The 13,358-nt window shown below is 72.0% G+C and carries 14 protein-coding genes; 6 read left to right on the plus strand and 8 right to left on the minus strand.

Annotation, left to right across the window (positions count from 1 at the left end; translation table 11 throughout):
• Nucleotides 1-176: 176 nt before the first annotated feature.
• On the plus strand, nt 177-947 hold the full coding sequence (locus D0D15_RS04285) for a helix-turn-helix domain-containing protein (RefSeq protein WP_198958319.1): 771 nt from the start codon (nt 177-179) through the stop codon (nt 945-947).
• Entirely contained in the window at nt 929-1,255 is a 327-nt protein-coding gene (locus tag D0D15_RS36530; protein WP_198958320.1) for a hypothetical protein, read from the plus strand. The genes D0D15_RS04285 and D0D15_RS36530 overlap by 19 nt, the downstream gene beginning before the upstream one ends.
• Before the next feature lie 353 nt (nt 1,256-1,608).
• Here D0D15_RS36530 and D0D15_RS04290 read toward each other — a convergent pair whose 3' ends face one another.
• From D0D15_RS04290 to D0D15_RS04300, 3 genes are read right to left on the minus strand one after another with little or no spacing between them, the layout of a single operon-like run.
• Nucleotides 1,609-2,544 carry a S8 family peptidase gene (locus D0D15_RS04290; protein WP_094007359.1) on the minus strand — a complete coding sequence of 312 codons (936 nt, stop codon included), beginning with the start codon at nt 2,542-2,544 and terminating at the stop codon, nt 1,609-1,611.
• 58 nt (nt 2,545-2,602) lie between these two features.
• On the minus strand, nt 2,603-4,756 hold the full coding sequence (recG, locus tag D0D15_RS04295) for an ATP-dependent DNA helicase RecG (protein WP_094007360.1): 2,154 nt from the start codon (nt 4,754-4,756) through the stop codon (nt 2,603-2,605).
• A 4-nt stretch (nt 4,757-4,760) separates the two neighbouring features.
• Nucleotides 4,761-6,347 carry a DAK2 domain-containing protein gene (locus D0D15_RS04300; protein WP_094007361.1) on the minus strand — a complete coding sequence of 529 codons (1,587 nt, stop codon included), beginning with the start codon at nt 6,345-6,347 and terminating at the stop codon, nt 4,761-4,763.
• 135 nt (nt 6,348-6,482) lie between these two features.
• Between D0D15_RS04300 and rpmB the strand changes: the two genes are divergently transcribed.
• Both rpmB and D0D15_RS04310 read left to right on the plus strand, forming a co-directional pair.
• Nucleotides 6,483-6,674, plus strand: a complete 192-nt coding sequence (rpmB, locus tag D0D15_RS04305; protein WP_017987500.1) for a 50S ribosomal protein L28 — start codon at nt 6,483-6,485, stop codon at nt 6,672-6,674.
• Between the two features lie 85 nt (nt 6,675-6,759).
• A complete protein-coding gene (locus D0D15_RS04310) occupies nt 6,760-7,437 on the plus strand; it encodes a uracil-DNA glycosylase (protein WP_094007385.1) in 678 nt (225 codons plus the stop codon).
• Between the two features lie 515 nt (nt 7,438-7,952).
• Here the strand turns inward: D0D15_RS04310 and D0D15_RS04315 are convergent.
• Genes D0D15_RS04315 through D0D15_RS04325 form a run of 3 tightly spaced genes read right to left on the minus strand, consistent with a single transcriptional unit; the run spans nt 7,953 to nt 9,920 of the window.
• Nucleotides 7,953-8,474 (minus strand): gamma carbonic anhydrase family protein, encoded by a 522-nt coding sequence (locus D0D15_RS04315; RefSeq protein WP_094007362.1) that lies wholly within the window; start codon nt 8,472-8,474, stop codon nt 7,953-7,955.
• Nucleotides 8,452-8,931: a GNAT family N-acetyltransferase gene (locus tag D0D15_RS04320; protein WP_094007363.1), complete on the minus strand. Its 480-nt coding sequence runs from the start codon at nt 8,929-8,931 to the stop codon at nt 8,452-8,454. Before D0D15_RS04320 ends, D0D15_RS04315 begins: the two co-directional genes overlap by 23 nt.
• A gap of 20 nt (nt 8,932-8,951) precedes the next feature.
• Entirely contained in the window at nt 8,952-9,920 is a 969-nt protein-coding gene (locus D0D15_RS04325; RefSeq protein ID WP_115944253.1) for a thiamine-phosphate kinase, read from the minus strand.
• 109 nt (nt 9,921-10,029) lie between these two features.
• Here D0D15_RS04325 and D0D15_RS04330 point away from each other — a divergent pair, with 109 nt between their 5' ends.
• The gene (locus D0D15_RS04330; RefSeq protein WP_017987495.1) at nt 10,030-10,263 is read left to right on the plus strand and encodes an Lrp/AsnC ligand binding domain-containing protein; all 234 of its coding nucleotides are present in this window, start codon (nt 10,030-10,032) and stop codon (nt 10,261-10,263) included.
• 3 nt (nt 10,264-10,266) lie between these two features.
• Nucleotides 10,267-10,800, plus strand: a complete 534-nt coding sequence (locus tag D0D15_RS04335) for a DUF3515 domain-containing protein (protein ID WP_094007365.1) — start codon at nt 10,267-10,269, stop codon at nt 10,798-10,800.
• 18 nt (nt 10,801-10,818) lie between these two features.
• On the opposite strand, the gene D0D15_RS04340 is transcribed toward D0D15_RS04335, so the two are convergent.
• Together D0D15_RS04340 and pdxR are read right to left on the minus strand one after the other, a co-directional pair.
• A complete protein-coding gene (locus D0D15_RS04340; RefSeq protein WP_094007366.1) occupies nt 10,819-11,904 on the minus strand; it encodes a D-alanine--D-alanine ligase family protein in 1,086 nt (361 codons plus the stop codon).
• Nucleotides 11,905-11,940: 36 nt separating this feature from the next.
• A complete protein-coding gene (pdxR, locus tag D0D15_RS04345; RefSeq protein ID WP_115944254.1) occupies nt 11,941-13,311 on the minus strand; it encodes a MocR-like pyridoxine biosynthesis transcription factor PdxR in 1,371 nt (456 codons plus the stop codon).
• Nucleotides 13,312-13,358 lie beyond the last annotated feature (47 nt).

The raw sequence follows: 13,358 nt of genomic DNA on the forward strand, positions 1-13,358 counted from the left end.
TAGTGCTGTGACGTTACCTTGCCGATCCCGCTCATCGGGAGTTCAGTCCCGGGTGATGGACATCATCCGGAACGTGCGCATGCCGCACAGTGGTGCGGGGTAATGCAGCTTCCTCGATTGCGTCGATAGAACCAACCACGCTTGACATGTGCGAAAATCGCACTAACCGTGGCTGTGTGGAATGGACCGAGATCGGCGAGCGCGTGCGTGAGGCGCGCTTGGGCGCTGGGCTGTCCCAGGCCGAGCTGGCCGCCGAGATCGGCCTGGACCGCACGATGGTCATGAAAATCGAGCGTGGAGCGCGACGTCTGGACGCCCTTGAGCTGGCGCGTCTCGCCGAGGCACTCTCAGTGTCGATCGGGTACTTCCTGGACGCGCGCCCGGCGGTGGTCTCCCGGCGCAGCAGCCTTCCCTTGGACGACACCGGAACGAACTCCGGGCGCGCTGAGTCACGCCTGGAAGCCGCCTTGTTCGAGTGGCTACGGGACGTCCGCCAACTGGTGGACCTCGGACAGCTACCGCCCCTGGATGTGGTGATTTTTCCGGGCAAGGTCGACGGGCTACCAGCGGCGCGGGAAGCTGCATCCTGGCTACGTGAGCACCTGGACCTTGGCACCAGGCCCATTGACACGATGATGTCGGTATGCGAGCGCGCCGGACAGTTCCTGCTCGTCACTGAGCTGACTGGGGACGGTGCTTCGCTGACGGACGACGGGCTGGCAGTGGCGGTCGTGAACAGTGCGGCCGACCCCGGTCGTCGCCGTGCCACTGCCGCTCACGAGCTGGGCCACCTCGTTCTGGGCGATGAGTATTCGACGGATCTCGGTGTCGCGGCTTCGCGCGAGGAAAGAGAGCGAGCCATCGGCGCGTTCGCCGCCGAACTGCTGTTGCCGGTCGCGGTGATCACCGACGGCTGCGAGACGAGAGCGTGGCCCGCGAATATCTGATCGAACTCGCCGCACGCTATCGGACGTCCTGGTCGACAGCGCTCAGACAAGCGCAACACGCAAAGGTCATCGACGGGAGCGCGGCCCGTCGATGGCGCACACCGACACGCGCCGAGATACTCGAAGCCCTCGGATGGGCTCCGCAGCCCGGTCTGACCTCGGTGACGGTTCCGCCCACCTTCGCACACGCGGTGATCCAAGCCTGGAGGTTCGACAAGATCACCTCGAACCGAGCCGTCGAACTGCTGCACGGTCAGATCACGATCGAGGATCTGCCTCTGCGCAACGAAGCCGAGTCGGCGCCCTGATCGATGCTCGCCTTCGACACGACCTGTCCGAGTCACTTCGCACTTGCAGAACGCCTCGACGTCCTGTTTCGCGAAGAACCTCGCAACCTCGGGGAGCCCAGCGTCTTTGCCGTCGTGGAGCGACAAGGCGGCATCGCTGTCACCGACGATCGCGACGCGGTAAGGGTCGGGCGCGCCTACGGTCTGCCTGTGCACGGAAACGGTGTGGCTCCTCGCCCGTGCTTGCGGCAACGGGAAGGTCACCGAGGTCAGTGCGGGCAACCTCACCGAGTGCCTCCGCGACACCGGAATGAGGTTGCCCTGCACCGGGCGCGACTTCGGCGCCGTCAGCCGCCGTCACGGGCTTCTGCAATTCAGCTCGCCGCGTTCTCCTTCTCGAACCGCGTGTACAGCAGCCGGTTCGGTGTGCCCTGCGGCAGGCCGGTCAGCACGTCCGGCGTCGAGTTGTTGATCAGGGCGTCCATCACCTGCTGGGGCGTCTTGTCGGGGTGCTGGGCCCGGTAGAGCGCCGCGGCGCCCGCGACGAACGCCGCCGCCATCGAGGTGCCCGAGAACGGCGTCGCGGCGGTCGCCCCCGGCGCGGTCGACGGCACGTCCACCCCCGGCGCCAGCAGGTCCACCCCCAGCCCGAAGTTCGACTTCGGCGCGAAGGCGTCCGCCTTGTCCACCGCTCCCACGGTCAGCAGCTCCGGGATCCGCGCGGGCGAGGAGAACGACGAGTCCACCCCCGACCACCCGGCCGCCGCGACCACCGGCATCACGCCGATCAGCCGCCGCACCGCGTTGTCCAGGCCGTCGGACGCGGGCCCACCGAAACCGATCACCGCGACGGCGGGCTGCTTCGCGTTCTGGGTGACCCAGTCGATGCCCGAGATGATGTTGTTGAGCCGCCCGTTGCCCTTGTCGTCGAGCACCTTGACCGGCACGATCCGCGCGGCCTTCGCGACGCCGAACTCCGTGCCGGCCACGATCCCGGCCATCCGCGTGCCGTCGCCGTTGCCGTCGGCCGGGTTGTCGGTGCCGCCGACGAAGTCCTTGCCCGGGTCCACCCGCCCGGCCAGGTCCGGCAGCGCCGCGTCGACCCCGGTGTCGATCACGTACACCGTGACGCCCTCGCCGGTGCTGTCGTAGTGGTAGGTCTGGTCGCCGGCCTTGCCGCGCTGGTCGATCCGGTCCAGGGCCCAGCTCGGCGGGTTCTGCTGCGCACCGGGCGCGGCCGAAGCCGGCGCCACGGCGGCGAGGACGAGCAGTGCCGAACCGATGACCGCGCGTAATCCAGTCTTGAGCACGCCTCAGCGTCGCGCCGCCGGAGATCACGCACAACTCGGGCCGTCGCCCGATCGTGCGTCAGGACTTCTCTAGGTACTCGGCGCGCTCGGAATCGACCAGGTCGGACACCATGTGCGCCAGGCCCGGATGCCGGTCCAGCGCCGGGTCGCCGCTGACGATCTCCTGCGCCCGCTCCCGCGCGGCCGCGATGACGTCCTCGTCGCGCAGCAGCGAAAGCAGCTTGAGGCTGGAGCGCTTGCCGGACTGGGTCGCGCCCAGGATGTCGCCCTCGCGCCGCAGCTCCAGGTCCAACCGGGACAGTTCGAACCCGTCCGTTGTGGACTCCACCGCCGCCAGCCGCTCCCGCGTCGCGGTGCCGTCCAGCGTCTCGGTGACCAGCAGGCACAGCCCGGGCACGCTGCCCCGGCCCACCCGGCCACGCAGCTGGTGCAGCTGGCTGACCCCGAACCGGTCGGCGTCCATGATCACCATCATCGTCGCGTTCGGCACGTTCACGCCGACCTCGATCACCGTGGTCGCGACCAGCACGTCCAGTTTGCCCGCGGCGAACGCGCGCATCACGGCGTCCTTGTCGTCGGGCGGCATCCGGCCGTGCAGAATCCCCAGGCGCAGCTCCGACAGCGGCCCGTTCTCCAGCTCGGCGGCGACGTCGAGCACCGCCAGCGGCGGGCGGCGGTCGCTGTTGTTCGACGCCGGCTCGTCCCCGATCCGCGGGCACACCACGTACGCCTGGTGGCCCTTGCGGACCTCCTCGACCAGCCGCCGCCACGCCCGGTCCAGCCACGACGGCTTCTCCGCGACCGGCACCACGCTCGTCTTGATCGGCGACCGCCCGACCGGCATGTGCCGCAGCGCCGAGGTTTCCAGGTCGCCGTAGACCGTCATCGCGACCGTGCGCGGGATCGGCGTCGCGGTCATGACCAGCACGTGCGGGCTGCCGCCGTTCGCCGCGCGGGAACGCAGCGCGTCCCGCTGCTCGACGCCGAACCGGTGCTGCTCGTCCACCACCACCAGGCCCAGATCGGCGAAGGACACCGTGTCCTGGATCAGCGCGTGCGTGCCGACGACGATCCCGGCCGCGCCGCTGGCGGTGTCCAGCAGCGCCTGCTTGCGTTCCTTGGCCGACATCGACCCGGTCAGCAGCGTCACCTTCGTCGCGTTCTCCGCGGCGCCCAGCTCACCGGCCTGCCCCAGGTCGCCGAGCATCTCGCGCAGCGACCGGGCGTGCTGCGCGGCGAGCACCTCGGTGGGCGCGAGCATCGCGGCCTGGCGGCCGGAGTCGACCACCTGGAGCATCGCCCGCAGCGCGACGACCGTCTTGCCGCTGCCGACCTCGCCCTGCAGCAGCCGGTTCATCGGGTGCTCGCTGGCGAGGTCGGCGGCGATGTCCTCGCCCACCGCGCGCTGGCCCTCGGTCAGCTCGAACGGCAGCCGCTGGTCGAAGGCGTCCAGCAGGCCGTCCGTCGTGCGCGCGCACGCGGGCGCCGGCCGGGACACCGCGGAGTACCGGCGTTGCGCGAAGATCAGCTGCACCGCCATGGCCTCGTCCCACTTCAGCCGGTCCCGCGCGGCCTCCAGCGCGTCGCGGTCCTTGGGGCGGTGGATGTTGTGCAGCGCGTCGAACAGGTCCATGAGCTGGCGGCTGTCGAGCAACTCGCGCGGCATTGGGTCTTCTTCGCGCTCCAGCGTGTCCAGCACCTGGCGCACGCACCGCGCGATGGACCACGACGGCATCCCGGCCGCGGCCGGGTAGACCGGGATGATCGCGCCCACGAAGTCGTCCATCGCGCTGTCGTCGTCGCCGTCGAGCATCTGGTACTCGGGGTTGGCGAGCTGGAGCGTGTTGCGGAACGCGGTGACCTTGCCGGCGAACAACCCGGTGCGGCCCAGCCGCAGCTGCCGCTCGTGCTGGTGCGGGCGGCCGAAGAACGCGCACGACAGCCTGCGGTGGCCGTCGGTGATGACCAGTTCCAGGATGTGCCCCGGCTTGTTGCGCATGCGGCGCATGTTGACCTTCTCCACGCGCGCCATGACGGTCGCGTGCTCGCCGATCTCCAGGCCCGCGATGTTCGTCAGCTCGCCGCGCTCGGCGTAGCGGCGCGGGTAGTGCCGCAGCAGGTCGGCGACGGTGTGGATGTCCAGCGACTCGGCGAGCGCCTTCGCGGTCCTGGCGCCCAGCAGCGGGGGCAGCTTGTCACGCAGTCCGGTCACGCGTTCACTCCACACCGATCAGCAGCACGGCGTCGGCCTGCCCGCCGGGGTAATCCACGAACTCCACCTCCGGTCGCTGCGCCCGCAACCGCTCCCGCAGCTCGTCGGTCAGGCCCGGCGGCGCCTCGGTCCCGGTCAGCACGGTGACCAGCTCGCCGCCGACGGCCAGCATCCGGTTCAGCACACCCAGCGCCGCCTCGGCGGGCTCGGCGCCGGCCGGTTCGACGAGCACGACCTCGCCGTCGACGAAACCGATCAGGTCACCGGCGTGGGCCCGTCCCACCCAGGTTATCGACTCCTCGGCGGCGACCACGAGCTCGCCACGCCGCGTTGCCGCGGCCGCCTCGGCCATGGCCACGACGTCGTCGTTCGCGCGGCGCTGCACGTCGTGCACGGCCAGCGCGGACAGCACCTGGACCGGCGACGCGCACGGGATGACCACCACGTCCCGGTCGCCGATCATCGGGTGGCCGGCTGCGTCGTCGGCGGCCCTGGTCAGGCTCGCGCCGCCGGCGAGGACGGTGATGTGACCGGCCGCCCGCTCGGTGATCAGGCCGAGCATCTCCTCGACGCTCGGCGTGGCGTGGTCGGGCACCGCGAGCACCGCGACGCCCTCCTCCCGCAGCAGCGCGGCCAGTTCCTCGCCGTGCACGACGGCGACCACCGCGCGGTCCGGGCCGGACGGCGGTTCGATCGGGGTCGGCGTGATCAGCGGTTCGACGCGGATGTTGCTCGGCGTGCCCGCCCGCAGACCGGCCTCGATCGCGGCACCGATGTCCGCGCAGTGCACGTGGACGGCGTGTCCCCCGCTGCCGTCCCCGGCCACGGTGACGCTGTCCCCCAGTTCGGACAGCGCCCGGCGCAGGACCGGGACGTCCGCGTCGGCGACGCCGTCCAGCAGGTACATGACCTCCCACGCGTAGGGGGCCGGCTCGGCGTCCGGTTCGCCGCGGGTGTGCGCCTCGCAGGAGTGCGCGATCTGGGTCTCGGTGCCGGTGACCACGCCGGCCAGGGCGTCGAAGACCGCGACGAGCCCGCGCGCGCCCGCGTCCACGACCCCGGCCGCGGCGAGGACCGGCAGCTGGTGCGGGGTCTGCTCGAGGGCTTCCGAAGCGGCCTTGGCGGCGATCGCGACGACGTCGGCGAGGTCACCGGGCTGCGTGACCGCCTGGGCCACGGCCTGCAGGACGCTGAGCATCGTGCCCTGGACCGGGCGGGCGACCGCGTCGGTGGCGGTGCGGTGCGCGTTCGCCAGGGCCTTGGCCAGGGTGGGCCCGTCCAGCTCGCTCGCGGCGGCGGCGGTTTCGGCGAGACCGCGCAGGACCTGCGAGAGGATCACGCCGGAGTTGCCGCGCGCGGCGAGGACGGCGCCCCGGGCGAGCACGGACAGTGCCGTCGCCGCGCTGTCCGTGGCGGGTTCGGCGATCAGGCGGGCGTGCGCGCCGGACATGGTGTGCAGCAGGTTGGAGCCGGTGTCGGAGTCGGCGACCGGGTAGACGTTGATGCCGTTGATGGCCGGGCACAGCACCTCCAGGCTGTGCACGCAGGCCGCCGCCCACGCTGTGATGGCATGCTCGTCCAGAGCCCGCACCGCCGACCTCCTCCCTGGTCAGGCCAGGGTAGCGACCCGGTCGCCGGAGGGCGAAGGACCGTCGTTTACTATGGTCCGAGTGTCCGGCCCGCGCCGGGCGTGTTTTGTCTTCCCTGATCGTCAAAGGAGTTCGACGTGGCTGCCGTGTGCGACGTCTGTGGCAAGGGACCGGGCTTCGGCAAGTCCGTCTCGCACTCCCACCGGCGTACCAACCGCCGCTGGAACCCGAACATCCAGACCGTGCACGCCAAGATCGGCGTGTCCCAGCGCAAGCGGCTGAACGTCTGCACCTCGTGCCTGAAGGCCGGCAAGGTCGTTCGCGGCTGATCGCTGCAGACTTCATCGGAAACGGCGGGTGCCCTGCGGCATCCGCCGTTTTCGCGTGCCCGGGGTGGCGCTAGAGTACGCCGCCGTGGCTGCGAAACCGTTGCACGAAGTCGTTGAGGCCGGCTGGGCGAAGGCGCTGGACCCGGTCGCCGACCGGATCGCCGCGATGGGTGAGTTCCTGCGCGCGGAGATCGCCGCGGGACGCCGGTACCTCCCGGCGGGCGAGCACGTGCTGCGGGCGTTCCAGCAGCCCTTCGACGACGTCAAGGTGCTGATCGTCGGCCAGGACCCGTACCCGACGCCGGGCCACCCGATCGGGCTGAGCTTCGCGGTGGCGCCGGAGGTGCGGCCGCTGCCGAAGAGCCTGATCAACATCTACCAGGAGTACTGCGACGACCTCGGCTACCCGGCGCCGTCCAACGGTGACCTCACGCCGTGGACCGAGCAGGGCGTGCTGCTGCTCAACAGGTCGCTGACCGTGCGCCCCGGTTCGCCCAACTCGCACAAGGGCAAGGGCTGGGAAGAGGTCACCGAGCAGGCGATCCGCGCGCTGGCCGCCCGCGGCAAGCCGATGGTGGCGATCCTGTGGGGCAGCAACGCGCGCAGCCTGAAGCCGCTGCTCGGCGGGGTGCCGTGCATCGAGTCGGTGCACCCGAGCCCGCTGTCCGCCCGCAACGGCTTCTTCGGGTCGAAGCCCTTCAGCCGCGCGAACGAGCTGCTGCAGCGGCAGGGCGCCGAGCCGGTGGACTGGAAGCTGCCCTAGGTCGAGCGGCCACGGGGCGAGCCGACCTGGCCGTGAACGGCCTGTTCCGGCGCTGGCAGCGCGCCGGAGTGTGGAGGCTGATCCTGGCGGCGTTGCAAGCGCGTGCGGACGCGGCGGCCTGATCACCAGCGGAGTCGGGCAGCGCGAGCCGGCTGATCACGGCCTGGTGCTCGCGGTGTGGATGGACCGCCAAGCTGCATCTGGCCATCGAACAGGGCCAAAAGCCGCTGTCACGCCACCCGGTACGACAAGCTCGCCGGCCGCTACGAGGCAACCGTCCACCTCATGGCAATCACGAGTGGCTTCCTCGTTCAGGAAACACCGCCCTAGCCCAGGCGAGGGGCGGCGTGCCGCTGCCCCGCTCGCCGCCACGGCTCCCGTTCCGGCGGGCCGCACCATCGCCCGAAGCGGCCGGGCCCGGCACCGAGCGGCGCCGCGCCGAATCGCTGCCGCCGCTCAGGCGGCCGGCCCGGGCGCCCCGGCCCGCGCACGGCAACTCTCCTGATCGGCCGTCCCTAATCCAGCCGTCGCAGGGCGGTGCGGAACCATTGCGCCCGCTCGACGTAGCCGTCCACCACGCGCTGGATCTTGTCCGGCCCGAACGACGTGTTCTCCCGCACCTTGGCCGGCACCCCGAGCGCGATGTGCCCGGACGGCACGTGCGCCGAATACGACAGCACCGCCCCGGCGCCGACCATCGCGCCGTCTTCGATCACGCTGCCGTTCAGCACCACCGAACCCGAGGCGATGAGGCAACCGGTGCCGATCCGCGCGCCCTCCACGTGCACCGCGTGCCCGATCGCCGACGACGGGCCCAGGATCGTCGGGTCCTGGGCGGTGCAGTGCAGCACGCACCCGTCCTGCACGTTGGACCGCTCGCCGATCTCGATGTAGCCGTGGTCCCCGCGCAGCACGGCCTGCGGCCACACCGACGCGTCCGGCCCGATCCGCACGTCGCCGATCACCGTGGCGTCCGGGTGCACGAACGCCGTCGGGTGGATCGACGGGGTCAGCTCACCCAGCGCGTAGATCGCCACTCGAATCCTCCAAGTCCTTGCCCAGGTACACCGACAGCGGATCGTCCCGGTAGTGGCCGAACGCCGGAACGTCGGTGTAGCCGGCCGACCGGTACAGCGCGATCGCCTCCGGCTGCTTCAGCCCGGTCTCCAGCACGAGCCGCCGTCGCCCGGCCGCGAGCGCCGTCCGCTCCAGCTCCGCCAGCACCGCGCGGGCGAAACCCTTGCCCCGAGCGGCATCGGCGACGTACATGCGCTTCAGCTCGACCTCGTCGTCACCGCGGGCACGCCAGCCACCGCAGGCGACCGGCTCCCCGTCCAGGTAGCCGACGACGAACAACCCCAGCGGCGGCGCGAACTCGGCCGGATCGACCGGGGTGGCGTCCGTTTCGCCGTACCGCACGACGTACTCCTGCTGCACGGCGTCGATCAGCTCGACCGCGTCCGGATCGTCGTAGGCGACCACGCGAAGGTCCATAACGGGTCACCGTAACGGGGTCAGCGCCAGTGCTCCCAGCCACTTTCGCCGTGGTACTGCTCACCGTCGACCGTCACGCCCGAATCGGCCAGCGTGACCGAGCCGATCCGCCGCCAGCCCTCGGGCAGGTCGGCGAACGACGGGAACGTGGCGACCAGCGCGTGGTCCTCGCCGCCGGTCAGCACCCAGGTCAGCGGGTCCGCGCCCAGCGCGGTGCCCACGTCGACCAGCTTCTGGTCGACCTCCAGGTGCTCGGTCAGCACGTCGATGCCCACGCCGGACGCCTCCGCGATGTGGCCGAGGTCGGCGAGCAGGCCGTCCGAGACGTCGATCATCGCCGTCGCCCCGGCGATCGCGGCCGCGGGGCCGGCGGCGTAGTCCGGTTCGGGCGCGCGCTGGGCGTTGACGACCGCGACCGGCGAGCGGAAACCGCGGCCGAGCGTGGCCAGACCGGCCGCGGCCCAGCCCAGCCGCCCGGACACCGCGACGATGTCCCCCGGCCGCGCGCCCGAACGCGTCACCGGCGCGCGGCCCTGCAGGTCACCGAGCGCGGTGATGCTCACCACGAGCTGGTCGGCGCGCACCATGTCGCCGCCGACGACCCCGGCGCCGTCGCGCTGCGCTTCCGCCCACAGGCCGTCGCTGAGTTCCCGGACGACCTTCGCGGGCGTGTCCGGCGGGCAGGCGAGCCCGACGAGGACGGCCGTGGGCACCGCGCCCATCGCGGCGACGTCGGCGAAGTTCTCCGCCACCGCCTTGCGCCCGACCTGGTCCGGAGTGGACCAGTCCAGCCGGAAGTGCACGCCCTGGACGAGGACGTCGGTCGTGGCGACTACCCGCCCGTCGGGCGCGGCCACGACCGCGGCGTCGTCGCCGGGTCCGAGGAGGGTCGGCGCGGGTTGTCTTCGGTTCTCGGTCACGGCGCGGATGAGGCCGAACTCACCCATTCCGGCGACCGTGCCGGAGTCGGATGCCTGGTGGGTTGACATGCGTCACCTCGGTCGCTCGATAGTCGGATGACCTAAATTCGTGGTTCGTGCGGTAGGTTCTCACCACGTTCCTACCTTGAGTTCGACGCCGGAGACGAAGGGGCGCGCCGTGGTCCACGCATACATCCTCATCCAGACCGAAGTCGGCAAGGCCGCCGCGGTCGCGGCGGAGATCGCCGGGATCCCCGGCGTCACCAGTTCCGAGGATGTGACCGGCCCCTACGACGTGATCGTGCGCGCCGAAGCCGACAACGTCGACCAGCTCGGGCAGCTCGTGGTCGCGAAGGTGCAGGGTGTCGAGGGCATCACGCGCACGCTGACCTGCCCCGTGGTGCACCTGTAAGCGATGCCGGACACCGAGACCGGGGCACCGCCGCGGGCACTGCTGGTGGTCGCGGCCGTGCTGGTGGTCGTGCTGGCGGCCGGGGTCGCGGTCATCGGGCTGGTGGTGCGCGGCTCCGGTGACGAGGCGGGCCCGCTGGCGCTGGTGCCGGTGGACGCCCCGCAGGCCGGTTCGGCCGAGTGCGCGCAGCTGATCCCGGCGATGCCGGCGCAGCTGGACTCGAAGGGCACCGCGCTACCCCGCCGGACGATCGCCGAACCCGCCCCGGAGGCGACGATCGCGTGGGGCTCCCCGGAGTCGATCGTGCTGCGCTGCGGGTTGGGCAAGCCACCGGAGCTGACGCCGACGAGCCAGTTGCGGGTGGTCAGCGGAGTGCAGTGGCTGCCGGTGGAGGGCCCGGGCTCGTCGACGTGGTACGTGGTCGACCGGGCGGTGTACGTGGCGCTGACGGTGCCCGACTCCGCGGGGACCGGGCCGCTGCAGCAGATCTCGGACACGGTGGCGGCCACGCTGCCCGCGGTGCCGCTGCGCTTCTGAGCGCAGCGGCCGGCCGCCTCAGCGCAGCCCGGTGCCCCGTGCCAGCGCGGTGTCGATCAGCGTCGTCAGCAGGGTGCGGTAATCCACGCCGGTGACCTGCCACATCTTCGGGTACGCCGACGTCGCCGTGAAGCCGGGCATCGTGTTGACCTCGTTGACCGTCAGTTCGCCGTTCGGGCCCACGAAGAAGTCCACCCGCGCCAGGCCCTGGCAGTCGAGCGCCTGGAACGCCTTCACCGCCTGCGCGCGCAGCTTCTCGGTGACCGAATCGTCCAACTTGGCGGGGATGTCCAGCTCCGCGTCCTCGCCGATGTACTTCGTCTCGAAGTCGTACCAGGCGGACTCGTCGTCGGAGAGCACGCGCACCTCGGCCGGCAGCGACGCCTCCACCCGGCCGTCCGGGAACTCCAGCACGCCGCACTCGACCTCGCGCCCCGGCACCGCCGCCTCGACCAGCACCTTCGGGTCGGTCTCGCGCGCCAGGGCGATCGCCGCATCCAGGTCGGCCCAGTCGGTCACCTTGCTGATCCCGATCGACGACCCCGCCCGCGACGGCTTGACGAACACCGGCAGCCCCAGCCGTTCCCGGTCCGCCTCGTCCAGAGTGGACTGTCCGCGGCGCAGCTCGACGTAACGCCCGACCGGCAGGCCCTCCGCGGCGAGGAGCTTCTTCGCGTAGCCCTTGTCCATCGCCACCGCGCTGGCCAGCACGCCCGGCCCCACGTACGGGATCCCGGCCAGCTCCAGCAGCCCCTGCAGCGTGCCGTCCTCACCGAAGGCGCCGTGCAGCACGGGGAAGACGACGTCGACACCACCGAGCGCCTCGGCGCCGGGCTCGGTCACGACCAGCTCGCGCCGCGTCGGGTCCCCGGCGAGGACCAGCGACTGGCCGCCGTCGACCGAGGGCAGCCGCCGGTCGGAGATCGTGAGGGTCTTCGGGTCGGCGGTGCCGAGCACCCAGCCGCCCTCGCGGGTGATCCCGATGGGCACGACCTCGAAGCGGTCGCGGTCCAGATGAGCCAGCACGCTGCCCGCCGACAGGCACGAGATCGTGTGCTCGGTGCTCCGGCCGCCGAACACCACGGCCACCCGCGTCTTCCTCATGGGCCGTCACCCTACCGGGCTCTTGCCCTGATCCGGTCAGCGCAGTAAGCCCACCAGCTCGTCCAGCGCGCCGCCCAACGCCTCGCGCGAACAGCCCGCGTAACCGATCGCCACGCCATACGCCGTGGGCGTTCCCGCGAAGTGGCGGGCCAAACCATCGAGACGGATCCCGCGCATCCGTCCCGCCGCGAGGCACTCCCGTTCGGCCTCGGCGGACGTGAACGGCACCACCAGGTGCGCGCCCGCGTCGTCGCCCAGCACCGGGATCCCGGCCGCCCGCAAGGCGGACACCAGCACCACCCGCCGCTCGGACAACTCACGGCGCAGTTTCCGCAGGTGACGGCCCAGGTCACCGTGCCGCGCGAGCTCGATCAGCACGCGCTGCCCGGCCGGCGACGGACGGGTTCCGGTGCGGTCGCGGTGCCCCAGCACCGACGACGTCACCGCGCCCGGCGCGACCATCCAGCCGGCGCCGAGGGTGGGCGTGAGGATCTTGCTGGTCGTGCCCAGGTGCACCACGACGTCCGGCGCGAGCGCGGCCAGCAGCGGCAGCGGGGCGACGTCGAACCGCAGCTCACCGTCGTAGTCGTCCTCGATGATGAGCATGTTCTCGGCGCGGGCCCGCTCGACGAGCTCCACCCGGCGGGCCGCGTTGAGCCGCGACCCCATCGGGTACTGGTGCGCCGGCGAGCAGTAGACGCCGCGCACGCCGGGCGGGATCGCGTCGGTGCGCAGGCCCTCGCCGTCCACCGGCACCCCGACGACCTTCAGCCCGGCGCTCAGGAACGCCTCCACCGCGCGCTGGTAGCCGGGCTCCTCGACGGCGACCGTGTCCCCGGCCCGGAACACGGCCCCGGCCAGCTCGAACACCGCGGCGGTGGTGCCGCCGGTGGCCAGCACGGAGTCGGTGCCGACCGCCAGCCCGCGGTGGCGCAGCAGGTGCTCGGCGATCGCCGCCCGGTACTCCGGCAGGCCGGCGCGGTGCGCGCGGGTCAGCGGCGGGGTGTCGGCGGCGGCGCGCAAGGCCCGGCGCCAGGCGGCGCGGTCGATGCCCGCCGCCCACGGCGTGCCCGGGGTGAGGTCGAGCAGCTCGTCCGGTTCGGCGACCTCGCCCGGGACCGCCCGGTGGACCGGCCGGTCGCTCGGTGGTGAAGTGGTGACGTAGGTGCCCGAGCCGTGCCGCCCGGTGATCCAGCCTTCGGCGTGCAGCTGGTCGTAGGCGGCCGAGGTGACCGTGCGGCTCACGCCCAGCCGCGCGGCCAGGGCGCGGGTGGACGGCAGCCGGTCGCCGCCGCGCAGGTGCCCGGTCGCGGCCGCGTCGCGCAGGGCGTCGGCGAGCTGCACGGCCAGCGGGGTCCCGGACTCGCGGTCGAGGGCGACGGGCAGCGCGGTGGCGGGCTGGGACACGCGAAGTGGCCTTTCGTTTTGCTCCGAAAGTGGATCTACTGGAAGTC

The organism is Amycolatopsis thermalba, assembly GCF_003385215.1.
In the GTDB taxonomy this organism is placed as follows: Bacteria; Actinomycetota; Actinomycetes; order Mycobacteriales; family Pseudonocardiaceae; genus Amycolatopsis_E; species Amycolatopsis_E thermalba.